Source organism: Janthinobacterium fluminis, from assembly GCF_028595325.1.
Taxonomy (GTDB): Bacteria; Pseudomonadota; Gammaproteobacteria; order Burkholderiales; family Burkholderiaceae_D; genus Janthinobacterium; species Janthinobacterium fluminis.
On the sequence record NZ_JAQQXR010000009.1, the window covers coordinates 131,560 to 157,346 of the forward strand.

The window sequence follows — 25,787 nt, forward strand, 5'->3', positions numbered from 1 at the left end:
CATTTTTTTGAAAGGAAGAGCCATGAATCTCTTCAAGCAGCTGTTCGCATCCTTCCTGCGCAAGCGCCACACGGTCAGCCAGTTCCGCCGCCGCGCGATGCCGCTGGCGCCCGCCGCGCCGCGCGCCGTGCCCGATCAACTGGCGCACGAACTGGCGCTGGCCGCCCACGAAACCGCCGCCGCCGCGCTGCTGCGCCTGGCTTCGCGCGAGGCGGGCCTGAGCGACGCCGAGGCGCGCGGCGCCGCCGCGCTCAGCGGCCCGAACGAGGTCGAGCACGAGAAGCCGCTGGCCTGGCAGCAGCACTTGTGGCTGTGCTACAAGAATCCCTTCAACCTGCTGCTGACGGTGCTCGCCGTCGTCTCCTGGCTGACCGAAGATCCCAAGGCGACGGTCGTGATCGGCACGATGGTGCTGCTGTCGACCTTGCTGCGCTTCGTCCAGGAGGGCCGCTCGAACCGCGCCGCCGAACGCCTGAAGGCGATGGTCAGCAACACGGCCACGGTGTTGCGCGGCGGCGTGCAGCGCGAGCTGCCGATCAAGCTGCTGGTGCCCGGCGACGTCATCGTGCTGTCGGCCGGCGACATGATCCCGGCCGACTGCCGCCTGCTCGCGGCCAAGGATTTGTTCGTCAGCCAGGCGGCGATGACGGGCGAATCGCTGCCGGTGGAGAAAAGCGCCGAGCTGCCCGGCCCGGCCGACAACAATCCGCTGGAGCTGGCCAATCTGCTGTTCATGGGGACGAACGTGATCTCGGGCGCGGCCACGGCGCTGGTGCTGAGCACCGGCAAGCGCACCTATTTCGGCGTCATCGCCAGCCGCGTCGGCGCCACGGAACGCGCGCCGACGGCTTTCGAGGCGGGCGTGAACAGCGTCAGCTGGCTGCTGATCCGCTTCGCCATGGTGATGGCGCCGCTGGTTTTCCTCGTCAACGGCTTCACCAAGGGCGACTGGAGCGACGCCTTCCTGTTCGCGCTGTCGGTCGCCGTCGGCCTGACGCCGGAGATGCTGCCGATGATCGTCACCAGCACGCTGGCCAAGGGCGCCGTGCTGCTGGCGAAGAAAAAGGTGGTCGTCAAGCGCCTCGACGCGATCCAGAACTTCGGCGCGATGAACGTGCTGTGCACCGACAAGACCGGCACGCTGACCCAGGATAAAATCCTGCTGGAGCGCCACACCGACGCATTCGGCGCCGAGTCGGACGAGGTGCTGCGCTTCGCCTTCCTCAACAGCCATTACCAGACCGGCCTGAAAAACCTGCTCGACCGCGCCGTGCTCGACCACGTCGAGCTGCAAACGGAACTGAACCTGGCGCGGGACTACCGCAAGGTCGACGAGATCCCCTTCGACTTCGTGCGCCGGCGCATGTCGGTGGTCGTCTCCGAGCGCGACGACCACCACGAGCTGATCTGCAAGGGCGCCGTCGAGGAAATCCTCGCCGCCTGCAGCCACGTGCGCCACGACGGCCGCGACCTGCCGCTCGACGCGCCGATGCTGGCGCGCGTGCTGGGCCTGACCCACGCGCTGAACGCGGAGGGCTTGCGCGTCGTCGCCGTGGCCGTCAAGGAAGCGCCGCCGCACAAGAGCGAATACGGCGTCGCCGACGAGGTGGAGCTGACGCTGATCGGCTATGTCGCCTTCCTCGACCCGCCGAAGGAGTCGACGGCGCCGGCGCTGCGCGCGCTGGCCGCGCATGGCGTCGCCGTCAAGGTGCTGACCGGCGACAACGAGCTGGTGACGGCGAAGATTTGCCGCGACGTGGGACTGGCCGTCGACGGCGTGCTGCTGGGCGGCGCGCTCGACGCGCTCGACGACGCCGCGCTGGCCGACGCGGCCGAGCGCAACAGCGTGTTTGCCAAGCTCAGCCCGCTGCACAAGGAGCGCCTGGTGCTGGCGCTGCGCAGCCGCGGCCACATCGTCGGTTTCATGGGCGACGGCATCAACGACGCGCCGGCCCTGCGCGCGGCCGACATCGGCATTTCGGTCGACTCGGCCGTCGACATCGCCAAGGAGGCGGCCGACATCATCCTGCTGGAAAAGAGCCTGATGGTGCTGGAGGAAGGCGTCATCGAGGGCCGCCGCACCTTCAGCAATATGCTCAAGTACATCCGCATGACGGCCAGCTCGAACTTCGGCAACGTCTTTTCCGTGCTGGTGGCGAGCGCCTTCCTGCCCTTCCTGCCGATGCTGCCGCTGCACCTGCTGGTGCAAAACCTGCTGTACGACGTGTCGCAGATCGCCATCCCCTTCGACAACGTCGACGCCGAGCTGGTGCAGCAGCCGCTCAGCTGGAATCCGCGCGACATCGGCCGCTTCATGGTGTATTTCGGGCCGATCAGCTCGGTGTTCGACATCGCCACCTACGCGCTGATGTGGCATGTGTTCGGCGCCGACACGGCGGCGCAGCAGACGCTGTTCCAGTCCGGCTGGTTCGTCGTCGGCCTGCTGACGCAAACGCTGATCGTGCACCTGATCCGCACGCCGAAGCTGCCCTTCATCGCCAGCATCGCCGCGCTGCCGCTGCTGGCCGCGACGGCGCTGATCATGGCCATCGGCCTCTACCTGCCGATGGGGGCGCTGGCCGGCTACTTCAAGCTGCAGGCGCTGCCGCCGGCCTACTTCGCGTGGCTGCTGGCCATCCTGGCCGGCTACGTCGCGCTGACGACGCTGATGAAGCGCTTCTACCTGCGCAAATTCGGCTGGCAGTAAGCGCGCCGGGTTAGCGGTGGAACTCGCCGGCCCGCTCCGGCTGGTAGACGATCTCGACGATCTGGACCTTGATCGCGCCCCCGCCCGGGCGCGGCCAGGCGATGCTGTCGCCGACCGACAGGCCGAGCAGCGCGCTGCCCACCGGCGCCAGCACCGAGATGCGGTCGGCGCCGCCCTCCAGGTCTTTCGGGTAGACCAGCGTCATGCAAAACGCTTCCTGCGAGTCCTCCATCGTGAAGCGCACCGTCGAATTCATCGTCACCACCGTCGGCGGGATCTCCTGCGGCTCCAGCACTTCGGCGCGGCCCAGCTCTTCCAGCAGCGCCGCCTTGTCGGGCGACAGCTTGTTGCCGAAGGAGTAAAGCAGCGTTTCCAGCCGGTCCAGATCCTGCGATGACAAAATGATTTTTGGGCTCTTATCCAAGGGTTCCTCGCTCATATCGATAATTAGGTGGTGCAGATGCTCTGCATGGGCCGGGCGCGCGGCGCGCCGGCGGCAAGACGGCCGAGCCGTTCGCCCGTCGTCAGCGGATTATGGACGAAGCGCCGGACGAAGGCCAGGGCGCGCGCCGGCGCGCGCCGGATTTGGACAAAGCGCGTCGCAAATACGGAAATACCCGCCGCCTCGCCCGCGGCTAGTCATGTTCGACGCCGGCCGCCGGCCGCGCCGGCGCCGCGCGGGGCAGCGGCCAGTGCTCGACGACGCGGCTGATCTGGCCGCCTGCAATGTCGAAGAAGGCAATGCCGGTGGCCGTCTCGCCGTCGCGCGTCAAGGCCACCTCCGACACGGCGCGGGCGCCGTCGACAAGCAGGCGCAGCAGTTCAATCTGCCACTGGTCCAGGTGGCTGGCATTAAATGCCGCGCAAGCGTCCCGGCCGCGGATGCGCTGGCGCGTCTGCGGCAGCTCATAGACGATATCGGCGGCCAGCAGGGTGGCAAAGGCCGGCCAGTTGCGCGCGTTTGCGTGCAACCAATACGCTTCAATCACTTCCCTGCTATTCAGTTCCAACGGTCCGTCCCTTCGCATGCGAAATCAAAAACTGCAACATTGGCAAATGGATTATAGGACAAACCGTAAGAGCGTGATTTCCCGGCCGGGTTTTGTGCCAGAATTCACACACCCCCACCTTCTTCCAGAAAGGCTGCGGCCGCCTGGCGCCGGCTCCCCGGCCGTCGGCGCCGCTGACACCGACATGAGACTGACTTCCCTGCCCCGCGCCGCGCTGGCGCTGCTGCTGTGCGCCGCCGGCGCCGTCGCCACCGCGCAAAGCGGCGCCATCAAACGCACTGTCATCGAACGGGCCGACGTCTCCGTGCCGCACCGCGAAGCCGTCGTGGCGCGGGTCGAGCTGGCGCCCGGCGGCGTGGCCGGGCGCCACACGCATCCGGGCGACGAGATCAGCTATGTGCTCGAAGGCGAAGGCGAACTGCTGATCGACGGCGCCGCGCCGCGCCCGCTGAAAGCCGGCGACGCGTTTGTGGTCCCCGCCGGCACCGTCCACGACGCCAAAAACACCGGCGCGGCGACGCTGCGCGTGGTCGGCGTGTATGTCGTCGAAAAGGGCAAGCCGCTGGGCAGCCCGGCCGAGTAAGGCGGAGGGCGAAAAAAACCACAAGCCCTGTACTTTCCCGCTGTGAAATGACAAGATGTCGCCGTGACTAACAGATGACGTTGGGAGTTCCGGCTCACATCGTATTTCACCAGACTGGAACGTGAAAAGCATGGCTGCGGACGGTGTTTCAAAGGATGGCGCCGCGCTGCGGCGCGCGGGGCCGCGCTGGGCCGCGCCGCATTGGCGCGGCGCCGCCGCGCTGCTACTGCTGCAGGTGCCGCGCGCGGCGCTGGCCGATGCGCCGGCGCAGGCGCAGGACGGCGCCCGCGACCTGACCACGCTGCCGATCGAACAACTGCTGTCGATGGAAGTGTACAGCGCCTCGAAATTCCTCCAGCCGGCCAGCCAGGCGCCGTCCACCGTGTCCGTCATCAGCGCCGCCGACATCCGCGACTTCGGCTGGCGCACGCTGGCCGACGTGCTGCGCAGCGTGCGCGGCCTGTACATCAGCTATGACCGCAACTACAGCTATCTGGGCGCCCGCAGCTTCCTGCGCCCGGGCGACTACAACACCCGCTTCCTGCTGCAAATCGACGGCAAGCGCATCAACGACGCCGTCTACGACCAGGCCCCGATGGGCGGCGAGTTCCCGCTCGACCTGGAGCTGATCGAGCGCATCGAGTACGTGCCCGGCCCCGGCTCGTCGATCTACGGCGCGAACGCCTTTTTCGGCGTCATCAACGTCATCACCAAGCGGCCGCAGGACCTGGCCGGCGCCCGCCTCGGCGTCGCGGCCGGCCAGTCCGGCGCCCGCAAGGGCAGCGCCAGCTACGGCTGGAGCGACCAGCAGGGCCGCGCCGTGCTGCTCTCGGCCAGCCGCTACAAGAGCGACGGCCGGGACCTGTACTTCGCCGAATTCGACCAGCCGGAAAACGGCAACGGCGTGGCGCGCCGGCTCGACTACGAAAGCGGCCAGCGCTTCTTCGCCAAGGGCGGCGGCGGCCCGTTCGAGCTGTCGCTGCAGCACGCCGAGCGCAGCAAGGGCATCCCCACCGCCTCGTTCGAGCAAAGCTTCGGCGACGAGCGCTCGCGCACCATCGACACGCAGACCTATCTGGACCTGGGCTACCGCAGCGTCCTGCCGTCCGGCGCCGCGCTGGCCGCCCGCCTGTACTGGGGCCGCTTCGACTCGGTCGGCGACTATATCTACGACGTCCCCAGGGAGCGCGTGAACCACGACGGCAGCTCCAGCCGCTGGTGGGGCTTCGACCTGAGCGTCGTCGCCGCGCCGCTCCCCGGCCACAAGCTGGTGGCCGGCGCCGAGTACCGCCGCGACTACCGCCTGGGACAGTTCAGCTTCGACGTCGCGCCCCACGTCGACTACCTGCGCGACGAGCGCCACAGCAAGCGCTTCGGCCTGTACCTGCAGGACGAGGTGAGCCTGCGCGCCGACCTGCTGCTGAACGCCGGCCTGCGCTACGACCACCACGCGCGCAGCGGCGCCGCCTACAGCCCGCGCCTGGCGCTGATCTGGCAGGCCGGCCCCGGCACCACGCTGAAGGCCATGCACGGCACCGCCTACCGCGAGCCGAACAACTACGAGCTGTACTACGCCCTGCCCGGCCGCGGCGGGCAAAGCGCCAATCCGGAGCTGCGGCGCGAGCGCATCCGCAGCAGCGAACTGGCGCTGATCCAGCAGTTGCGCCGCAACGAGCGCGTCACCGTCAGCGTCTTCCAGAACCAGGTCAGCGGCCTGATCTCGCAGGCGCTCGACGCCGGCACCGGCCTGCCCTACTTCAGCAACGCCTCCGGCAACCGGGCGCGCGGCGTCGAAATCGAATACGAGCGGCGCTGGCGGGCGGCCACGCTGCGCGCCAGCTACAGTTGGCAGCAGCTGCGCCAGGACGACGCCGGCGCCAGCGCCGTCAATTCGCCCGGCCAGCTGGCCAAGATCAATCTGGCGACGCCGCTGTGGAACTCGCCCTGGCGCGCCGGCGCCGAGCTCCAGTATGTCGGCCCGCGCGACACGCTGCGCGCGCGCACCGGCGGCTACTGGCTGGCCAACCTGAACATCTTCTCGGCCGCGCTGACGCGCCATGTCGACGTCGCCTTCGGACTCTACAACGTCTTCGACCGCCGCTACGTCGACCCCGCCCCCCGCTCGCAGCGCCAGGACAAGCTCGAACAGGACGGCCGCTGCGCGCGCGTGACGGTCAACCATGCGTTTTAAGCGCACCCCCGGCAACTGCGCCGGCGCGCTGCTGGCGCTGCTATGCCTGCAATGGCCGGCGCCGGCGCTGGCCCAGGCCGTGCCGGAATACGATTTGAAGGCCGCCTTCGTCTTCAACTTCGCCGTGTTCACCGACTGGCCGCCGGACGCGCTGCCCAGCGGCGCCGCGATGACCATCTGCGTCTACCAGGGCAACACCCTGCAGCCGGCGCTGACGGCGCTGAGCGACAAGCTGGTCAACGGCCACAAGGTCGGCGTGCGCGCGCTGGGCGGCGCGGCCAGCCTGCGCGGCTGCCAGATCCTCGTGCTCGACAGCCAGGACCGCGAGCGCTGGAGCCAGGTGCGCCGCGAGCTGGCCGGCGCCAGCGTGCTGACCGTCTCCGACGACCGCGCCGACGGCATGGCGATCGCGCTCAGCGTCGAAAACAAGCGCATCGGCTTCGACGTCGACCTGGCCGTGCTGCGCCAGGCGCGCCTGACCTTGAGCTCGAAGCTGCTGCGCCTGGCCAGGAGCGTGCAATGATCGAGGCCCTGAAGCTGAACGGCCCGGCGCGCCTGATCGGCAGCAAAATGGCGCGCCTGAACCTGATCACCTCGGGCGTGATGATGGCGGTGGCCAGCATCATGCTGATCCTGTTCCAGTTCATCGCGCTGCGCAGCGCGCTGGTGGAAGACTTGCGCATCCAGGCGCGCATGGTCGGCAACAACAGCGGCGCCGCCCTGCTGTTCGCCGACCAGCGCGCCGGCGAGGAAATCCTGGCCGGCCTGGCGGCCTCGCCGAGCGTGCACAACGCCGGCATCTTCGGCGCCGGCGGCGCCCTGTTCGCCCACTACCGGCGCGCCGACGCGCCCATCCTGGGCATGCCGTCGACCCAGCTGCTGAGCGAAAAATTCCGCTACCGCGCCAACTTCGTCGAAGTGCTGGAACCGATCGAGGCCAACGGCGGGCCGATCGGTTCGGTCATGATACGGGCCGGCATGGCCCAGTTGTACCAGCGCCTGAGCACCTACGCCGGCTTCACGCTGGCCGTCGCGCTGTGCTCCTTCCTGCTGGCCTACCTGATGGTCACGCGCACCCGCCAGACGGTGCGCCACGCCGAAGCCCATCTGCACTACCTGGCCCACGTCGACCCCGTCACGGAACTGCCGAACCGGCACGAGTTCAACGAGCGCCTGGCGTTCGCGCTGGCCCGCGCCGACCGCCAGGAAAGCAGCGTCGGCCTGCTGCTGCTGGACCTGGACAACTTCAAGGTCGTCAACGACACGCTGGGCCACAACTGCGGCGACGTCCTGCTGAAACTGGTGGCGCAGCGGCTGGTGGCGATACTGCGCGCCAGCGACATCATCTGCCGCATCGGCGGCGACGAATTCGTCGTGCTGGTCGAACCGGCCGACGACGCCTCCGAGGTTGCCTGCGTGGCGCGCAAGATCCTGGCCGCGCTGGCGGCCCCGTTCACGCTCGACAGCCACCAGCTGTACGTCAGCGCCAGCATCGGCGTGAGCCTCTACCCGGTCGACGCGCGCGACGCGCAAACGCTCACGCGCAGCGCCGACACGGCCATGTACCACGCCAAGAACAAGGGCAAGAACTGCTACTCCGCCTTCGTCCCGGAGATGGAGCTGCGCGCGCAAAAACGCCTGGCGATGGAGAGCAACCTGCGCAAGGCGCTCAGCAACGACGAGCTGTACCTGCACTACCAGCCGCAGATCGACCTGCGCAGCGGGCGCATCGTCGGCATCGAGGCGCTGACGCGCTGGACCTGCCCGGAACTGGGGCCGCTCAGCCCGGCCGAATTCATTCCCGTCGCCGAGGAAAGCGGCATCATCGTGCCGCTCGGACGCTGGGTGCTGCAGACGGCCTGCCGCCAGGCGGCCGCGTGGCGCCGCGACGGCCTGCTCGACTCGGTCGAGCACGTGGCCGTCAACCTGTCGGCCTGCCAGACCCGCGACAGCGGCCTGATGGCCGACATCCGCGCCGTCCTGGACGAAACGGCGCTGCCGGTCGGCCTGCTGGAACTGGAGATCACCGAGGGCGTCCTGATGGAGAACGTGCACGCCAACGTCGAACTGATGCAGCGCCTCCAGGACGCCGGCATCCACCTGTCGATCGACGACTTCGGCACCGGCTACTCGTCGATGTCCTACCTGAAGCGCTTCCCGATCGACCAATTGAAGATCGACCGCAGCTTCGTGCACGACCTGCCCGGCGACGGCGAGCCGATCGCCACCGCCATCATCGCGATGGCGCACAGCCTGAACCTGCGGGTCGTCGCCGAGGGCGTCGAAACGGCGCAACAGGCGGACTTTTTGCGCCGCGCCGGCTGCGACATCGTGCAGGGCTACCATTACGCGCGGCCGATGGCGGCGGCGCAGCTGACGGCGCTGCTGCGCGAGCGCCAGGACTGGCGCCCGGGCGCGCAGGCGGCGCCGTAGACATCGCGGCGGGACGAAAAAAAGCCGCCCCGGCCATTGCTGGCCGGGGCGGCTTTTTTCATGGCGGGCGGGCGCCCGCGCCGGCTTAGGCCAGCTTGACGGCGTGCTCGCGCGTGGCGTGGAAGGTCAGCTTCGGCCAGCGCTCCTCGGTCAGGCGCAGGTTGACGCCCGACGTGGCCAGGTAGGCCATGTTGCCGGCCGCGTCGTAGGCGACGTTGTGTCCCAGCGCCGCCTCGAAATCCTGCAGGATGCGCTTGTCGTCGCAACTGACCCAGCGCGCGCTGCTGATGCTGGTGCCCTCGAACACGGCGTCGACGCCGTACTCGTTCATCAGGCGGCTGGCGACCACCTCGAACTGCAGCACGCCGACGGCGCCCAGCACCAGCTCGCCGCCCTGCACCGGCTTGAAGACCTGCACCGCGCCCTCCTCGCCGAGCTGCTGCAAGCCCTTGTGCAGCTGCTTGATCTTCAGCGGATTGCGGATGCGCACCGAGCGGAAGAAGTCCGGCGCGAAGTACGGGATGCCGGTGAACTGCAGCATCTCGCCCTCGGAAAAGCTGTCGCCGATCTGCATATTGCCGTGGTTCGGCAGGCCGATGATATCGCCGGCGTAAGCCTCCTCGACCTGCTCGCGCGAGGACGCCATGAAGGTGACCACGTTCGACACCTTGATCTCGCGGCCCAGGCGCAGATGCTTGACCTTCATGCCGCGCTCGAAGCGGCCCGAGCACACGCGCAGGAAGGCGATGCGGTCGCGGTGGGCCGGGTCCATATTCGCCTGGATCTTGAAGACGAAGCCGGAGAACGGCTGCTCGGCCGGCGCCACCACGCGCACGGTGGCGTCGCGCTCGCGCGGCGCCGGGGCCCAATCGACCAGCGCCGACAGGATCTCGCGCACGCCGAAGTTGTTGATGGCCGAGCCGAAGAACACCGGCGTCTGCACGCCGGCCAGGAACTGCTGCAGATCGAAGGGATGCGAGGCGCCGTGCACCAGCTCGACCTCCATCTTCAACTGCTCGATCTCAAGCGGGAACATCTCGACCAGGCGCGGATTGTCGATGCCCTTGATGACCTCGAAAGTCTGGTCGGCCTTCTCGTCGCCGGCCTTGAACAACATGATCTCGTCGCGCAGCAGGTGGTACACGCCGCGGAAATTCTTGCCCATGCCGATGGGCCAGGTCACCGGCGCGCACTGGATCTTCAGCACCGACTCCAGCTCGTCGAGCAGGTCGAGCGGATCGCGCGTCTCGCGGTCCATCTTGTTCATGAACGTGACGATGGGCGTATTGCGCATGCGGCACACCGCCAGCAGCTTGATCGTCTGCGCCTCGACGCCCTTGGCGGCGTCGATCACCATCAAGGCCGAATCGACGGCGGTCAGCACGCGGTAGGTATCCTCCGAGAAGTCCTGGTGGCCCGGCGTGTCGAGCAGATTGATGACATGCTCGCGGTGCTCGAACTGCATCACCGAACTGGCCACGGAAATGCCGCGCTGCTTCTCGATCTCCATCCAGTCGGAGGTGGCGTGGCGGCCGCTCTTGCGCGCCTTGACGGTGCCGGCCAGCTGAATCGCGCCCGAGAACAGCAACAGCTTCTCGGTCAGCGTCGTCTTACCCGCATCCGGGTGGGAAATGATGCCGAAAGTGCGGCGGCGCTGCACCTCACGGGCGATCGCGGCGGGCGCCTTCGCGGCGGAAGGGGAATTATCGGGAGTAGAAACTTCGGTATCGTTAGCCATATTCGTGACCATAATATGGCCCATGCGAAAAACCCTCGATTTTACAGACTCTTGCGCCCTTCGTGTGAACAGAAACACAAAGCAACAATGGGGTCAGGTCTAGACATGGCGGTTTTGGGCCGGAAAAACCGCCATGTCTAGACCTGACCCCATTGTTACGCTGGCGAAAACCGTCATGTCTAGACCTGACCCCAGGGGTTGGCAACTATTCTTTGACGCGGCGCCAGCCGACTTTGTGGGCGCCGATGGCGTTCGGCGCCGCCAGGGAGTTGGTGATCATTTTGCCGTCGGCCAGGGTGGTCACCATTTTGTAGGCGCCCGACGGCAGCCGGATGATGATGAAGCCAACCGCCGCCGAGTTGTTCGATAGGGTGCCGCCCACTACTTGGTCGGTGCTGACGTAGCTGCCGCTGCAGGCGTCGTATTGGTAGACGTTGCTGGTGCCGCCTACGGTGCAGGTCGATTCGGCGCTGGGGATGTTGGTGACGACGTTGATGGCGCCCGAGACGATTTTCGGGTCGAGGTTCATGCGTTCGCCGGCGTTGACTTTCCAATCCAGGTACCAGCCGTTTTTCAGCGACAGGTCGACGTCGTTGTCGGTGACGGTGTAGCTGCCGCCCGTGCCGATGCGGCTCAGCGTTTGTTCGACCATGCTGCTGCCGCGCAGGTCGGCGATGGTGGCGCCGCTGTCTTTGAGCAGGTACAGGCTTTGTGTCGAGATGTCGGTGACGTCGGGGATGTCGAGCAGGCGCCCGGTGCCGAAGACGACGACGCGCTGCGCCGTCGAGGTGACGGTGCCTTCCGCCGAGCGGGTGTCGACCTTGCAGGTGGTGACGTCGGGCCGCGTGGTGATGGGCTTGGCCGTGCCGGCGTCGCCCATTTTGAGCACCGGCACGCTGGCGCCGCTGGCGTCGCTGAGGTCGAAGCGCCACATTTGCCCCTGGTTGTCGCCGCCGTAGATGTAGGTGGTGACGGGGTCGCTGGCCGGGTTGGCCGTGATGGCGGTGATTTTCGCCAGGCCCGACGGCGTCGCCAGGCTGCCCGAGCCGGTCGAGATTTTTTTCAGCACGGTGCCGGTGGCGACGTCGACGATGTAGAGGTAGCCCAGGCCGCTGCCGCTGGCCACGCCGTCGACGCCGGGCACGTTGTTGTAGCCCGAGGTCAGGTAGACCACCCATTTGTTGTTCCATTTGCCGAATTGGGGGTTGCCGAAGCTCAGGCCCAGGTCCGGGTCGTTTTTGGCGCAGACGACGCTGTCGGCGCACAGTTCCCACAGCGCCTGCGGGCTGGTCGGGTTGGTGACGTCGATGGCGTAGTAGCCGCGCCCGCCGCCGTTCAGGCCGGCCACGAGTACGGTCTTCCAGACGCCGCCTATCTGTACGTCGGCCAGTTCGGGCGAGCCGTCGACGCTGAACTGGTGGTTGGTGCCGTAGCCGGTGCTCGCTTGCAGCGCCAGCTTTTTCATGGTGATGCGCGGCGCGTAGGCCCAGATTTCCTTGCCGCCCTCCTGCCCCGCCGGCACCGTGGCGAGGGCGGCGTTGGGCGCGTAGAAGGCGTGCAGCATGCCGTCGTTGGCGGCGGCGAACAGGGTGCGCGTGCGCGCCAGCGAGGCGGCCTTGAAGGCGGCGTATCCGTCCAGCAGGTAGGCTTTGCGGGCGTCGTACAGGTAGGCCGGCTTGGCGCTGGCGACGTCGCCCAGCACCACCGGCACCGGCGTGACGCTGCTGGACGGGTCGGCCGCCGGCGTGTAGTAGGAGCGATAGATGGTGTCGTTGGCGTATTGCTGCTGGCCGCGCAGCCAGTTGACCATGTTGGCGCCGCTGTTGGCGATGCTCTTGTTGTCCGCCGACAGCAGGGTGCATTGGGCCAGCGCGCCGCACTGGTTGGCGAACCAGGATTGTTCGAGGGCGTGGCCGGCCACCAGCATTTCGCTGAACAGGAAGTTTTTCAGGGTGTTGGTGACCGGGTCCAGCCAGAGTATCGTGCGCGTGTCGGTGGCGCTGCCGACTTGTTTGCCGAGTTGCGCCGAGGTGCTCCATTTGACCTCCGGCACCACCACGCCCGTCACCGTGTCGATGTAGCGGTCGCTCAGTTCGCCGAACCAGCGCACCGTCGTGAATGTGGCCGAGAAGATGTCCTTGTCTTCCTGGGAGATGTTGGGCGTCGAGGTGGCCGCCGCGGCGGCCGCGCCCACCTTGACCTGCAGCTTGGTGATCGCTTCGCTGAGGCCGGCCACGACTTCTTTCGGGTCGGAGGCGCTGAAGTATTTGCCGTGGCCGTTGATGGCGGCGTGCCACAGGTCGTCGACGCGCTCCTGGACGGTGCTGGCCGTGTTGGTGGTGTCGGGGTTCGGCCAGACGTAGGCGTTGTTGCTGTTCCAGGCGCAGCCGCTGCTGACGCCGCTGATCAGTTTGTAGAAGTCGCCGCCGACCTTGATCTTGGCGTTGTCGTAGTCCGGGTCGTAGGACATGATGCCGTCCACGCCCAGCCCCAGCGTGTAGGTGGTCATGTGCAGGTGGGTGTTTTCGCCGGCGCCGGCGCTGACCAGGCCGGGTTTCGTCATGTCCGGCTCCAGCGCCGGGCGCAGCGACACGGTGCCCGTGTTCGAGCCGCCGTTGTACCAGTACAGGGCGACGTCGGAGATCGACGGCTGGCTCTGGGTGCGGGTGTCGACGCAGCCGCCGGCCTTGGTGCAGAAGCGCGCCGCGTTTTCCACGTTGTCGTTGTTGAGCACTTCGGCCGCCGAGCCGCCGTTCCAGTAGCCGTCCGTGGTCAGTATCATGAAGTTTTGCTGGCAGGGGAATTGCACGACTTCGGCGCCGGGGTCGTAGTTGTACGGCGACAGGTTGGCGAACATCTTGCCGATGTTGTGCATCGCCGGCCGCGTCGGCGTCGAGCCGCTGGTGGTGGTGTTGTACAGGGTGGTGTACCAGGTGGCGCGGGCGGTGGCGTTGAATTCGCCCGGCTTGATGTCGACGGCGCCGGCCGCGCCCATCACCGACAGCTTGGCGTAGCCGACCCGGTAGTTCGCCGTCAGCGGCGCGAAGGCGATGCCGACCGAGGTTTTCATCATTTGCAGACGGGTCTTGTAGTAGGCGTACCAGTTGGCGAAATTCGTCATTTCCTCGGCATAGCTGCAGCTGCCGGCCGCCGTCACGCAGTCGCTGCGGTCCACCGCGATCGGGTAGTTGTCGCGCGTGCTGACGATGTCGACGCGCGAGAAGGTGCTGGGCGCCGCCAGCGCCGTCGTGGCGATGGGAATGGCGTCGGTGACGGCGTTCGCCGCCGCCACGTAGCCGGCGGCGGCCGTGGTGGCGAAGGCCAGGTTGCCGTTGGCGGTGTTGTTGAGCGTGCCGACGGTGATGGCGCCGCCGTTGGCGCTGCCGTTCGATTCGACGATGCAGACCTTGGTGGTGGGCGAGCTCAGGGCTGCGCAGGCCGGCGTGATGGCGTTGCCGCCGGCGTAGGCGCGCACCGTGCCGGCCACGCCGATCTTGCTGACGATCAGGCCGGCGACGGTGGCCGCGCTGGCGCTCTTGCCCAGCGAAATGCTGGTGGCCAGGGCTGCGCCCTTGTAGTTGACGCTGGCCAGCACCGGCGTCGGGCTGGTGCTGGAGCTGGTGCCGCTGACGCTCAGCACGGCCGTGGGCGGCACGTAGTTGACGGCGGCGCTGATCGTGACGGTCGGCGAGTTGACGGTGATGCCCCAGCCGGCGCGGCTGGCGTCGTCGACGACGGTGCAGTTGGCCGCCGACTTGCTGCCGCTGCAGACGACGGGCAGCACGGCGACGATGTTGTCGCCGCCCAGCACGATGCCGTAGGACGAGCAGGCCGCCACGCTGGGCTGCGACACGGGCGTGTTGACGCAGGCCCAGTACTGGGTGGTCAGCCCCGTCTTGGCGATGATGGAGGCGGCCAGCGCGCTGGCCAGCGCCTGTTGCTTGGCCAGGGTGTTGGTGCCGGTGGATGCCGTCACGGTGCCGTTGGTGATGGTGCGCGCCGTGCTCGGATCGGGGATCGTCACGCTGGTGATGCTCAGCGAGGTCGTCGTCGCCGAGGCGCCGATGGCGATGGTGCCGTAGGAGGCGGTGGTGCCCAGCACGGTCGAATAGCGCGGGTAGATATAGGTGCCGACGCGCTTGGCCTGGCAAGTCGTCAGCGCCGTGCTGTTACACCAGCGCACCTTGGCCGGCACCGGGTAGCCGGCCGGCGCCGCCGCCCCCACCGAGGTCGACTTGCAGGTCTTCATCGTGTCGTCGGTACAGTACTCGGCCACGCTGATCGTGTAGTAATAGGGGTTGCCGCTTTTCGTCGCCGAGCTGTAAAAGCTGTTGTTCGGATAGGTGTAGGTGGCCGTGTTCAGGCGGCAGTTCGAGCTGTCGGACGGGTCGCACCATTTCAGGTCGGGGAAGCCGGTGACGAGGTTGGTGTTGCTGATGCCGCTGCCGTACATATCGGTCTTGTGGGCGCCGAAGCCGTCGCCGGTGACGACGGTCCAGTTGCTGGTGTTGGCGGCGTTCATCTCGTCGTAGTAACTGCCGTCGGCCTTGATCGGCGGCGCGTAGCGGATGGCCGGGTTGTAGTATTGCTTGTTGAAGTCGGGGCTCATGAACGGCGGGTGGCCGACGTTGCAGCCGGTGACGCCGCTGGCCAGGTCGGCGCGGCTGCGGCACAGGTTGTCGTTGACGTAGTCGGGCGTGTAGGCCTGGTCCATCGAGCCGGAGTTGTCGAACAAGAGCATCAGGTTCGGCTTGACCGAGCCGGTGCCGTCGATGTTGAGCAGCGGCACCTGGGCGATATTGGTGGTGGCGGCGCCGCCGGGCAGCGCCAGCAGGGACAGGGCCAGCAAGGCGGCGGCCGGCAAGGCGGGCAATTGGATGTTCATGTCGGTTCCTGTCACTGTCGGCGGTGCCGCTGAAAATTGTTGCAAATGCTGGGGGACGCCTCAGGCGCCTATCATGACGACGAGCTGGTTCACCACGTTGCCGCCGCGCACGCCGAAGATGCGCGCCGTCACGATGTAGTGCACCTGCGGCGCGCCGGCCAGGCTGGTGCTGTCGCTGGCCAGGCTGTCGCCCAGCGCCACCGTGTTGTTGACGATGGCCGTGTTCGGCGCCGTCTGCATGCAGGTGTTGGCGGCCTTGTCGTAGGCGCCGCTGAGCGCGCACATGCGGTGGATCACGTATTCGATGCGGTTGCCGCTGTTGGCGCGGTCGTCGATGACCTTCGAGCCGACCCAGAAACCCGGATTGGCGACGCTCTGCGTGGTGTCGAGCGTGGCCACGTAGGCGGCATCGGCAAAGCTGTTGTCGAGTTGCCCCTTGTTCGCCGCGGCCGTGTCCTTGAGCCACTGGAAGCCGGTCAGCAGGCCGAGGTCGGCGGCCTTGCTCAGGCTGGCGTCATAGGCCAGGTTGGCGCTCATCAGCGTCGTCGACATGCTGGCCTTGAGCAGGTAGATGCTGCTCACCAGCAGCACCGCCAACATGATCAGCATCACCGGCAAGGCGATGCCGCGCTGGCGCGGGTGGACGGGATTCATATTGGCCTCCAGCCGGCGTTGCGGATCGGCACGATGGTTTCAAAGACGCGGTAGCGGTAGCACCGCCAGTCCACGGCGTCGCCGCTGACGGCGACATTGAGCAGGATGGGCGCGGGCGTCACGCCGGCCGGCTCGGCGCTGGCGAACACGGTGGGCGCGACGGTGCTGCTGGTGCACACGCCGCTGGCGTTGGCTTTGTCCGGATTCTTGCTGCGCGCCACCACCGCCAGGCGCAGCGCCGCCACATGCTGGTAGTCGCCGGCGCCGCCGACGACGCCGTCGGCGTCGGCGTCGATCATCGTCGCCGACCAGCGCCCCACCTGCAGGCCGGAGGTCGGCGTGAACGCGGCGCCGACGCGGGTGTCGAAGCCGTATTGCGCCTTCAGCGAGACGACGTTGTCGACCACCGTCGAGGCGGTGGAGGCGGCACCGGCCAGGTCGGCCGCGCGCAGCTGCAGGAAGCCGCTGCGGATCGACCAGGTGTGGAAGGACAGCGTGGCCGCCGGCCCCAGGTTGAACAGCGCGGCCTGGCCGTTGGTGTAGTTCACGCCCAGGCCGCCGGCCGCGTTGAAGCGGAAGGCCGTGCCGGTGGCGATGTTGAGCGCCTGCGCGGCCGGCGGGCCGGCCTGCAGGCGCGGATCGAGCGCCACCTGGGCCAGGGCGCACCGGGCGGCGCCCGCCGTCAGCGGCGCCGCCAGGATCACGTCGCCGAGCGCGAAGCCGTAGGGTACGCGCTCGACGACGATGTCGGCCTCGCCGGCGTAATCCCTGGTCACGCGCAGCACGCCGGTGCCGCTCATCGAGCTGCCCGAATACAGGGTCAGCCGGTCCGGCGCGGCGCCGTTCGACTCGATCACGGCCGCCGCCAGCGGCCGCACGACCGCCGCGCCGCGGGCGGCCGGCGCCAGCGCATAGCCCTGGACGTCGTTGAAGACGGTGTCGCAGCCGGCCACCAGCGGGTCGTTCAAGCCCCAGCCGGCCTGGCCGGCGTCGCTGCTGATCGAAAACAGCGCGAGCATGCCGTTCTGCATCGAGTCGGAGCCGCCCAGCGCGGCCTGCTTGTTCTGCTCGGAGCTGACCACCAGGCGCGTGGCGAACATCAGCGCCAGCAGGCCGATGACGACGCTGACCATCAGTTCGACGACCGAGAAACCGCCGCCGCGGCGGTGCGGGATGGGGGCGCGTGTCATGATTGGGCGATGTAGGAAGTGACGACGTGGTTGTTGCTAGGCCCGCCCGCCTTGCGCACCCAGCTGATCGACACGACGACGGCGGTGCGGCTCAGGTCGGCGCTCGGCACGACGCTGATGAGAATGGCGGCGCCGGGGATGGCCGCCTGCGTCTCGGCGTACCACAGCGCCAGTTGCGTGCGCGGGGATTCGTTGACGCCGAGCGCGTAGTTGGCCAGATTGGCCTGGTCGTTGACCATGATGCCCAGCAGCTTTTCGGTGGCGATCGTCGCCTCCGCGCGCATGCCCGCCTCCGCGATGGCCGACTGCGCGCGCGCCTGCAAGCCGATGGTGCCGAGCAGGCCGATGGCCAGGATCAGCGTGGCCAGCAGGGCTTCCAGCAGCGCGATGCCGCTTTGTTGACGGATTTTCATGGTGGACAGGCCCTCGAATCGGTGACGGCGACGAGCGGGTCGCATTTGGCGGCCGTGCCGGCCAGGTTGACGGTCACGGCCGAAGCCCGCAGATTGGCCGCGTAGGCGGGGGTGGGGTCGAAACGGATCTGCGTCAGGCGCTGGGGGAACGTGGTGTCGACCCAGCCCAGGGCCGTGAAATAGATGCTCGACGCCCCCTCCGGCAGCAGGGCCGGCAGCAGCACCTCCGATTGCGGCAGCGCGGCGGCGCTGCGGAACACCGACACATAGCCGGCGGCGCCCTCCGGGTCGGCGCCGGCCGGCGCGCTGATGGTCGACCAGACGCCGGTCGAGTTCGAGCACGGCAGGCCCGGCTGCGGGAAGCAGATGTCGACCTGCCAGTCGTACTGGCCGTTGAGCAGATTCGGCGTCAGCACGATGCGGCTGGCGGCGTTGTGGCTGAGCGCCTGCTGGCGCGCCAGCTTGAAGCCCTCGGCGTACAGCTCGGTGGCGGCGCCGGCCTTGGTCGCCAGCGTCCAACTGGTCATGCGCGGCACGCCGACGGCCAGCAGCACGCCGAAAATCACCAGCACGACCATCAGCTCAAGCAGCGTGAAGCCGCCCGCGCCCCGCCCCGCCCCGCGCTGTGTCAATGCGAGCATGTGCCTTCCTTGTGGTCGACCCAGCAAGCGGCGTTGGTGACCCAGCCGGTCGGCGCCGCCGTGGTGGCGCGGGCGCCGTTCTGGTCGATGGTGAAGACGAAGCCGCGCGCGGAATTGGTGCCGGTCGCCGTGATCGTGTAGGCGGACGCGCTGGCCGCGCTGAGCGCGTAGCCGAAGTTGTCGGTGTTCGGCGGCAGCCCGTTCACCACGCCGAAGCCGACGAAGGTGCGGCCGTTCGACCAGTACTGCTCGGCGCTGGGCTGGGCCGCGGCCAGCGCGCTGAAGGCTTCCGTCAGGCGGCCGCGCAGCACGTAATCGGTGTACATCGGCAGCGCCACCGCCGTCATGATGCCGACGATGGCCAGGGTGATCAGCACTTCCATGAGCGTGAAGCCGCGTTCGCCGTATTTCATTGCTGTTGCTCCCGGTGGGGTGTGGGTGGGACGCCGGCCACGCCGACGCAGGGCCTTTCCAGCATAGTAGCGAGCCAGCCTTGCATTACCCTGAGGAAACGCTGACAATTTCCTGACAAACACAACATTTCGGCGCGCAAGCCTTGCACCGGCGCCTTCCCGGCCTTGCCTCCCCCTTGCCGGCAACGCTACGGCGTCAATCGCCCAGATCGATGCTCGCCGCCAGCGGCACTTGCGCGGGCGCCACATAGTCGGCCAGCACCCAGGCGCGCGCCGTTTGCCCCGCCTCCTGCGCCAGCAGCCCCGCCACGAATCCGGCGGACGCCTTGTCGAGCGCGGCGAATGGTTCGTCCAGCAGCACGACGGCCGCGCCCGACGCCCATGCGGCCGCCAGCCAGACTTTGCGCTTGCTTCCCGTCGACAGCATGTACAGCCCCTTGTCCAGGTGCGGCGCCAGCGCCAGGCCGTCGACCAGGCGGCCGAGCGCCTGCGCGTCGAAGCGCGGATAGCGTGCGCGCAGCGAGTCGAAGTAGCCGGCCGCCGTCATCTGGTCGAAGGCGTCCGTGCGGGGATCGAGCCAGAACACTTGCTGGCGGTAAGCCGGCGGCTCGGCGTCGAACCGGACGCCGCCTATCTGCAATTGCCCGGCGTCGGCGGCCAGCTCGCCGGCCAGCAGGCGCAGCAGCGCGGTCTTGCCGCAGCCGTCGCCGCCGCGCACCAGCGTGACGCCCGGAGCAAGGTCGAACGACAGGTCGGCGAACAGCGGGCGCTGCGGGTAGCTGAAGCACAGCCCCCGGGCCTGCAGGATGGCGGATGGCGCGCTGGAATGGTCGATGATCGTCCTCTTTGAATGTGGGTTTGCTGGGGAATCGGCGATTTTACAGCCGATGGGCCGGCGGCGAGGCGGCGAAGCGCAGCGTAAACAGCGTGCCCTGCCCGTTCGCCGCCGCGCCGCTTGTGATGGTTGCGCCGTGCGCCAGCGCGATGTCGCGCACGATCGCCAGCCCGAGGCCGCTGCCGACGGTCTTGTCGTCGAGACGGACGAAGCGCTGGAACACCAGCTCGCGCAGGGCCGGCGCAATGCCGGGGCCGGAGTCTTCGACCAGCAGCAAGCCGCCTGCGCCGTCCGGCCGGCAACTGACGGTGACGACGCCGCCCGCCGGCGTGTAGCGGATCGCGTTGTCGATCAGGTTGTCGATCAGGTCGCGCAGCAGGAAGCGGTCGCCGCTCACCGTCGTTTCCTGGAGGTCGAAGCCGAGGTCGATAACCTTCTTCGCCGCCTCCTCGACAAAATGCTGGATGGCTTCCTCGACCAGGCGGTTCAGCGCGAGCGGCTCCAGCCGGGTCTTTTCAAAGTGGCTGGGCTCGGCCCGCGCCAGCGCCAGCAACTGATTGGTCTGGCGTATCATGCGCTCGGTCGAGGAGCGCATCAGGCGGATCGACTGGGCCGCGTCCGGCTCGGCGCCCGGGCGTTTTTCCAGCCATTCGAGCTGGGTGCGCAAGCCCGCCAGCGGCGTGCGCAACTGGTGCGCGACGTTGGCCAGGAAGTCGTGCTGGGCCGTGGCGCCGTCGCGCACCCGCTCCAGCAAGCCATTGAAGGCGTGCAGCACGGGCGCCAGCTCGGCGGGCAGCTTCTCGACGTCGAGCGGGGCCAGTTCGTCACCGCCGCGGCCGTTCAATTCGGCGCGCATGCGCTGCAGCGGCACCAGGCCGTTGGTGACGGAAAACCAGATCAGGCCGACCGAGGCCAGCGTGAACAGCGCCTCCAGCAGCAGCAGCGCGCGCACCGTGGCGGCGCGGATTTGCAGGCGCTTGCGCAGGGTCTTGGCGACGCCGATGCCGATACGCTGGCCGTCCACGTCGGCGGCCAGCGCGAGGATGCGCACCGGCTCGCCGCGCACCATGCCGTCGTAGGCCGGCGCCGCGCCCGCCCCGCCCGGCAGCCGCAGCGCCGGGAAGTCGGCGTCGCCGGCGAGCGGCTGGCCGGACGGGCCGCGCACCACGTAGTAGATGGCGTCGACGGCGTCGGCGCGCAGCACCTGCTCGGCCTGGCGCGGCAGGTCGAGGCGCACGCCGTCCGCGCCGCCGCCCAGGCGCGCGGCCAGCGCCCCGGCGGCGTCCTGCAGGCCCTGGTCGAAGGCGCTTTGCGCCGGTATCCAGGCCAGCGCATAGGTCAGCGCGCCGCCGGCCAGGTTCAGCAGCAGGATGGGCGCGATCAGGTACTTCAGCAGGCGCAGCCGGATGCTAGCCATGCAGCGCTTCCAGCATATAGCCGAAGCCGCGTATCGTGCGGATATTCACGCCGGCGTCGCCCAGTTTCAGGCGCAGCCGCGAAATATACACTTCGACGGCATTCAGCGTCAGCTCCTCGCCCCACGGCAGGATGGCGTCGATGATCTGCTGCTTCGACACCACCCGCGTGCCGTGCTGCAGCAGGTATTCCAGCACCGCCCATTCGCGCACCGACAGGTCGATGGCGCGCTCGCCGACGCGGGCGCGCCTGCTGAAGGTGTCCAGCGTCAGCGCGCCCAGCGCCAGCACGGCCGGCTGCGGCGCGTTGCGGCGCACCAGCGCCTTCAGGCGCGCCACCAGCTCGGCCGTGGCGAAGGGCTTCACGAGGTAGTCGTCGGCGCCCAGCTCCAGCCCGCGCACCCGGTCCTCGATGGCGTCGCGTGCCGTCAGCAACAGCACCGGCAGGTTGCTGCCGCGCGCGCGCAGGCGCCGCACCACCTCGAAGCCGTCGATGCCGGGCAGGCCGATGTCGAGCACCAGCACCGCCACCTCCATGCGTTGCAGCATGGCGTCGGCCTGGCTGCCGTTGTTGACGACGTCGACCGCCATGCCGTGGCCGCTGAGCACGCGCGTCAGGCCGTCGGCCAGCACCGCATCGTCTTCCACCAGTAATACGTGCATGGGCGAACCCTTTCTCCAAGATGGGGCCGCTGCCATTATGCGGCATTTCCTGCAGGCTAGGAAAGGCGCCGGAGCACGCAAAACAACAGCGCCGCGCCGGCGGGCGCCGCGCCGATTCATCAAGCCGTCACAATTCACGCGCATTATTGCAAAATAGAAATATTTAATGCGTCGCCAACAACGGAAATCCCATGAAAACCATCCTCAAGCCCGCAATCGGACTGATGCAGCGCCTGCGCCTGCTGCCGAAATTCATCCTGGTCAGCCTGGTGTTCTTGTTGCCGCTGCTGCTGGTGACGGCCCTGCTGATGGCGGAACTGGAAAAATCCATCGCCTTCGCCCAGGCCGAGCGGCGCGGCGTCGCCTATCTGACGGAACTGCATGAAATCACACGCCTGACCCAGCAACGGCGCGGCCTTGAGCACCTGCGCCTGAACGGCAAGCAAGGCGGTGACGGCGCCGCCCTGAGCCTGCAAATCAACGCCGCCGTCGCCCGCCTCGACCTGCTGCAGCGCGACGCCGGCGACCTGGCGGCGCTGCCGCAGTGGGGCGAGACGGCGGCCCAGTGGAAGGCGCTGGGCGCGCGCGCCGGCGGCCTGTCCGCCAAGGACAGCTTCAGCCAGCACACGGCGCTGATCGCCCGCATGGGCGAACTGGGCGCGCTGGTGGCCGACCGCTCCCGCCTCAGCCTGGACCCCGACGTCGCGGCGAACCACCTCGGCGCCGCCTTCCTGGCGACGCTGCCCAAGCTGGCGGAAAACCTGTCGGAAATCGCCGGCCGCGGCGCCGCCTTCATCGACACCGGCCTGTTCGCCGCCAATGAAGACCAGCTGGTCAATGCCAGCGCGCTGATCGCCCGCCACGAACTGGAACGGGCGCCGGCGCAGTTCCAGGCCATCTTCGCCGACACCCCGGCCATCAAGACGGCGCTGCAGGCGCAGCTGCCGGCCCTGCCGGCCGCGCTGGCCTTCCTCGACCGCACCAAGGACGAAGTCAGCAACTCCTACAACCAAACCTCGGGCAAGGAATACTACGCCGCCGGCACGCGCGCCGTCGACGGCCTGTACGGGCTGGCCGCCGCCTCGGCCAGGACACTGGACCATTTGCTGGCCGAACGCATCGCGCGCGACGCGGCGCGCCGCACGCTGATGCTGGCCGCCGTGCTGCTGGCCGTGCTGGTGGCCGCCTACCTGTTCGCCGGCTTCTACGCCTCGTTTTCGCGCGACATCGGCCGCCTCAAACTGGCCGTGCAAGACGCCGCCGCCGGCGACCTGGCCAGCCACATCGACTCCGACGGCCGCGATGAAATCGGCGCCCTCGTCAACGACTTCGGCGCGATGACGCGGGCGCTGGTGACGCTGGTGGCCGACATCCGCGGCGGCGCCGCCGTGATCGCCGCCGCGACGCGGGAAATTGCCGGCGGCAACGCCGCCCTGTCCGGCCACACGGCCACCCAGTCCGAGGCGCTGGGCGCGACGGTCGGCTCGATGCGCGAGCTGACCGCCACCGTCAAGCGCAACGAGGCCCACGTCAGCAACGGCCGCGCGCTGGTCGACTCAGCCTCCGGCGTGGCCAGGCGCGGCGGCCAGAGCGTCGCCGCCGTCGTCGCCACGATGGCCTCGATCAAGGCCAGCTCGCGCCAGGTCGTCGACATCATCGGCGTCATCGACGGCATCGCCTTCCAGACCAACATCCTGGCCTTGAACGCGGCCGTCGAAGCGGCCAGGGCCGGCGAGCAGGGGCGCGGCTTCGCCGTCGTCGCCGCCGAAGTGCGCAACCTGGCGCAGCGCAGCGCCGGCGCCGCCAAGGAAATCAAGGCCCTGATCGGCGCCTCGGTGCAACAGGTCGACGCCGGCAGCGAGCTGGTGAACGCGGCCGGCGCCACCATCGGCGAAGTCGTCGACGCCGTGCGCCAAGTGGCCGCCGTGATCGGCGACATCAGCGCCGCCGGCGCCGGGCAGAGCGCGGAGATCGAACACATCGAACGGGCGCTGGCGCGCATCGACGACATGACGCGCCAAAATGCCGCGCTGGTGGCGGAAGCCAGTGTCGGATCGGGCCGGCTGCGCGACGAAACGGACACGCTGTCGCGCGCCGTCAGCCGCTTCCACCTCGACGACGCGGCGCTGCCGCCGCCGGCCCGCGACAACGGCGCCGGCGCCGCGCCGCTGCCACAGGTGCGCCCGGCCGGCTCATGGAGCGCCAACAAGCCGCGCGTGTTGTCGGCGCGCGATGCAGAACCTGCAGCGCTGGCGCGCAAAGCCTAAGTGTAACGACCTGCAATTGAAACGGACCGGACCAACATTCCAATGGAATCTCGGCCAGGAATAACTGCAACTGAAGGCCCCCTCGAACCAACATTCGCAGCAAATGAACCTGCATTTAGCCGCGCCGACCTGCATTCCATCGCCGCAAACCAGCATTATCTGCAACTGACCAGGGTGTTCAACACTGCCTTGGTATCAGCCTCGATGTCGGCGAGCACGCCCAACCAGTGGCCGATGACCTGCCTGACGCTCGCCGCTGGCTGGGTACTACGCCAAACCGTCAGCATGGGTTGATGCAGGCGGCGCTGGTACAACAAGACCCCGGTGCCGTCCCATATCAATAATTTGAGTCGGTTGGCACGCCCCGCATGAAAGGCATAGGCGGAGCCATCATAAGAAGACTTGCCGAGCGCCTGCTGAACGCGCAAGGACAAAACGTCAATTCCCATGCGGTTATTTTTTGACTTCGGCTTTTAATTTATCGAATACACGCATGGACCAATGTACACAATTATTCGTAAGCAGCGCGTAGGGTGCTTTCTTGCCTATTTCCCCCAACAAGAGCACTTCCGCAGCTTCACGTTGTTCATTCGTCATAGGGCAGTGCATAATCTGTTTTTTTGGCTTTGACTTATCGCGATACACTATTCCGTCACCGCCCCCATCTTTTTCAGCCAAAGGCCTCGACGGAATGCCAATTTTTGCCACCGGAGTCCTGCCATCATGACCAAAACTAACTGCTGTCGCTTCATGGTAAGTCGCTCCTATTCGCACCTGCTGATGAAACCCGCCAGCCGCGTCAGTCTCAGCTAACCACATACCTCCCGAGGGAACTGGCTTGAGGCGAGATACGCCTTCCTTAGCTAAGCGGTAACCCTTACCCAACTGACCTCCTGCTTGGATTACATGGCTCGATCGCTGCCTTTTTTCGACTAGTTGCTTGGTGGTGGACATTCCTGCTGAGGATGTCGATTCCTTGATCTGCATCGAATTCAACTGCATCGCCTTCCCTCCCATCACATCTGCCTCAGTTTCCAGTCCTTCATCGTCATTCATCAGGACCCCAACCCCCATCTGCGTCGTCGGCCTGACCCGTCCTTGCGCCTGTTGCACCACATGCCAAGCCTCATGCGGCAAATGTTTCTCCTGTCCAGGCGCCAAATGAATATCACTACCCTGCGCATACGCATGCGCATTCAACTGCGCCGGCTGCGATGAGTTGTAGTGAACTTTGACGTGATCCATCGACATGCCAGACATCGATTCGATGCCTGATTTGAGTTGGTCGGGCAGACTTGTATTGTTGAATTTTGTGGCTGGTGCCTGGGCTAATTGCACCGGCGCTTCAGAGGCAAATTTAGCCTGTAGCGGCTCTTCCATTGCTTGCGCAGGCTGCCGCTTGTCGGGCGATGCCTCATCTTCCTGCCGCTGCATCGCGCCACCAAATAACGCCTCCCTTTGTTGACGCTGCGCCACCATTCGAGGGCTATTTTGGATGGCGTCCATTTGCACTTTTTGTTGCAGCACGCGCGGACTGTTGCTGATCATTTCTTGGAGTTTGCGTTGCGCTACTGCTGTCGGGCGATTGTCTACAAAACCCACATCTCGCAATGTTTGCGTGGCCTGCGCTCTCTGGGCAACCTCAGATTGGCGGGTCTGCTCTTCTTGCACCGATGTTTGCAGTGGAGCTTTCATCTCGTTTCATCCTCAAGGCGGAATTAATATTTTGATACTAATTGAAGTCGTCGA

Annotated in this window: 20 protein-coding genes; 6 read left to right on the forward strand and 14 right to left on the reverse strand. The window is 67.4% G+C overall.

Annotated features, from left to right (window positions below):
• Nucleotides 1-22: 22 nt before the first annotated feature.
• Complete coding sequence (gene mgtA / locus OIK44_RS20500; protein WP_273673483.1) at nucleotides 23-2,707, forward strand: magnesium-translocating P-type ATPase; 2,685 nt, start codon at nucleotides 23-25, stop codon at nucleotides 2,705-2,707.
• 10 nt (nucleotides 2,708-2,717) lie between these two features.
• Here mgtA and rnk read toward each other — a convergent pair whose 3' ends face one another.
• On the reverse strand, nucleotides 2,718-3,131 hold the full coding sequence (gene rnk, locus OIK44_RS20505; RefSeq protein WP_273673485.1) for a nucleoside diphosphate kinase regulator: 414 nt from the start codon (nucleotides 3,129-3,131) through the stop codon (nucleotides 2,718-2,720).
• Between the two features lie 211 nt (nucleotides 3,132-3,342).
• Nucleotides 3,343-3,717 (reverse strand): nuclear transport factor 2 family protein, encoded by a 375-nt coding sequence (locus tag OIK44_RS20510; protein WP_273673486.1) that lies wholly within the window; start codon nucleotides 3,715-3,717, stop codon nucleotides 3,343-3,345.
• 184 nt (nucleotides 3,718-3,901) lie between these two features.
• On the opposite strand from OIK44_RS20510, the gene OIK44_RS20515 reads away from it, so the two are divergent.
• The 4 genes from OIK44_RS20515 to OIK44_RS20530 all read left to right on the forward strand — a co-directional run bounded on the left by OIK44_RS20515 (nucleotide 3,902) and on the right by OIK44_RS20530 (nucleotide 8,924).
• Nucleotides 3,902-4,300: a cupin domain-containing protein gene (locus tag OIK44_RS20515; protein ID WP_273673488.1), complete on the forward strand. Its 399-nt coding sequence runs from the start codon at nucleotides 3,902-3,904 to the stop codon at nucleotides 4,298-4,300.
• A gap of 130 nt (nucleotides 4,301-4,430) precedes the next feature.
• Complete coding sequence (locus OIK44_RS20520; protein WP_273673489.1) at nucleotides 4,431-6,491, forward strand: TonB-dependent receptor plug domain-containing protein; 2,061 nt, start codon at nucleotides 4,431-4,433, stop codon at nucleotides 6,489-6,491.
• Entirely contained in the window at nucleotides 6,481-7,014 is a 534-nt protein-coding gene (locus OIK44_RS20525) for a YfiR family protein (protein ID WP_273673491.1), read from the forward strand. The genes OIK44_RS20520 and OIK44_RS20525 overlap by 11 nt, the downstream gene beginning before the upstream one ends.
• Nucleotides 7,011-8,924, forward strand: a complete 1,914-nt coding sequence (locus OIK44_RS20530) for a putative bifunctional diguanylate cyclase/phosphodiesterase (protein WP_273673492.1) — start codon at nucleotides 7,011-7,013, stop codon at nucleotides 8,922-8,924. Before OIK44_RS20525 ends, OIK44_RS20530 begins: the two co-directional genes overlap by 4 nt.
• An 85-nt stretch (nucleotides 8,925-9,009) precedes the next feature.
• On the opposite strand, the gene OIK44_RS20535 is transcribed toward OIK44_RS20530, so the two are convergent.
• The 10 genes from OIK44_RS20535 to OIK44_RS20580 form a co-directional block, all read right to left on the reverse strand.
• Entirely contained in the window at nucleotides 9,010-10,662 is a 1,653-nt protein-coding gene (locus tag OIK44_RS20535; protein ID WP_273673494.1) for a peptide chain release factor 3, read from the reverse strand.
• Between the two features lie 205 nt (nucleotides 10,663-10,867).
• The gene (locus tag OIK44_RS20540; protein WP_273673495.1) at nucleotides 10,868-15,547 is read right to left on the reverse strand and encodes a pilus assembly protein; all 4,680 of its coding nucleotides are present in this window, start codon (nucleotides 15,545-15,547) and stop codon (nucleotides 10,868-10,870) included.
• Nucleotides 15,548-15,607: 60 nt separating this feature from the next.
• Nucleotides 15,608-16,201 carry a pilus assembly PilX family protein gene (locus OIK44_RS20545; protein WP_273673497.1) on the reverse strand — a complete coding sequence of 198 codons (594 nt, stop codon included), beginning with the start codon at nucleotides 16,199-16,201 and terminating at the stop codon, nucleotides 15,608-15,610.
• Complete coding sequence (locus OIK44_RS20550) at nucleotides 16,198-17,391, reverse strand: PilW family protein (RefSeq protein ID WP_273673499.1); 1,194 nt, start codon at nucleotides 17,389-17,391, stop codon at nucleotides 16,198-16,200. The genes OIK44_RS20545 and OIK44_RS20550 overlap by 4 nt, the downstream gene beginning before the upstream one ends.
• Nucleotides 17,388-17,804 carry a PilV family protein gene (locus OIK44_RS20555; protein ID WP_273673500.1) on the reverse strand — a complete coding sequence of 139 codons (417 nt, stop codon included), beginning with the start codon at nucleotides 17,802-17,804 and terminating at the stop codon, nucleotides 17,388-17,390. The genes OIK44_RS20550 and OIK44_RS20555 overlap by 4 nt, the downstream gene beginning before the upstream one ends.
• The gene (locus tag OIK44_RS20560) at nucleotides 17,801-18,445 is read right to left on the reverse strand and encodes a pilus assembly FimT family protein (RefSeq protein WP_273673502.1); all 645 of its coding nucleotides are present in this window, start codon (nucleotides 18,443-18,445) and stop codon (nucleotides 17,801-17,803) included. Before OIK44_RS20560 ends, OIK44_RS20555 begins: the two co-directional genes overlap by 4 nt.
• Nucleotides 18,433-18,858, reverse strand: a complete 426-nt coding sequence (locus OIK44_RS20565) for a type IV pilin protein (RefSeq protein ID WP_273673503.1) — start codon at nucleotides 18,856-18,858, stop codon at nucleotides 18,433-18,435. Before OIK44_RS20565 ends, OIK44_RS20560 begins: the two co-directional genes overlap by 13 nt.
• 196 nt (nucleotides 18,859-19,054) lie before the next feature.
• Nucleotides 19,055-19,693 (reverse strand): ABC transporter ATP-binding protein, encoded by a 639-nt coding sequence (locus tag OIK44_RS20570; protein ID WP_273673579.1) that lies wholly within the window; start codon nucleotides 19,691-19,693, stop codon nucleotides 19,055-19,057.
• A gap of 43 nt (nucleotides 19,694-19,736) precedes the next feature.
• Entirely contained in the window at nucleotides 19,737-21,110 is a 1,374-nt protein-coding gene (locus tag OIK44_RS20575; RefSeq protein ID WP_273673504.1) for a sensor histidine kinase, read from the reverse strand.
• Nucleotides 21,103-21,771, reverse strand: coding sequence for a response regulator transcription factor (locus tag OIK44_RS20580; protein ID WP_273673505.1), 669 nt, complete (start codon nucleotides 21,769-21,771; stop codon nucleotides 21,103-21,105). The genes OIK44_RS20575 and OIK44_RS20580 overlap by 8 nt, the downstream gene beginning before the upstream one ends.
• Nucleotides 21,772-21,962: 191 nt before the next feature.
• On the opposite strand from OIK44_RS20580, the gene OIK44_RS20585 reads away from it, so the two are divergent.
• On the forward strand, nucleotides 21,963-24,038 hold the full coding sequence (locus tag OIK44_RS20585) for a methyl-accepting chemotaxis protein (protein WP_273673507.1): 2,076 nt from the start codon (nucleotides 21,963-21,965) through the stop codon (nucleotides 24,036-24,038).
• Between the two features lie 155 nt (nucleotides 24,039-24,193).
• Here OIK44_RS20585 and tnpB read toward each other — a convergent pair whose 3' ends face one another.
• Entirely contained in the window at nucleotides 24,194-24,487 is a 294-nt protein-coding gene (gene tnpB, locus OIK44_RS20590; protein WP_273673508.1) for an IS66 family insertion sequence element accessory protein TnpB, read from the reverse strand.
• Nucleotides 24,488-24,491: 4 nt separating this feature from the next.
• Nucleotides 24,492-25,733 carry an eCIS core domain-containing protein gene (locus tag OIK44_RS20595; protein ID WP_273673509.1) on the reverse strand — a complete coding sequence of 414 codons (1,242 nt, stop codon included), beginning with the start codon at nucleotides 25,731-25,733 and terminating at the stop codon, nucleotides 24,492-24,494.
• Nucleotides 25,734-25,787: the final 54 nt, after the last annotated feature.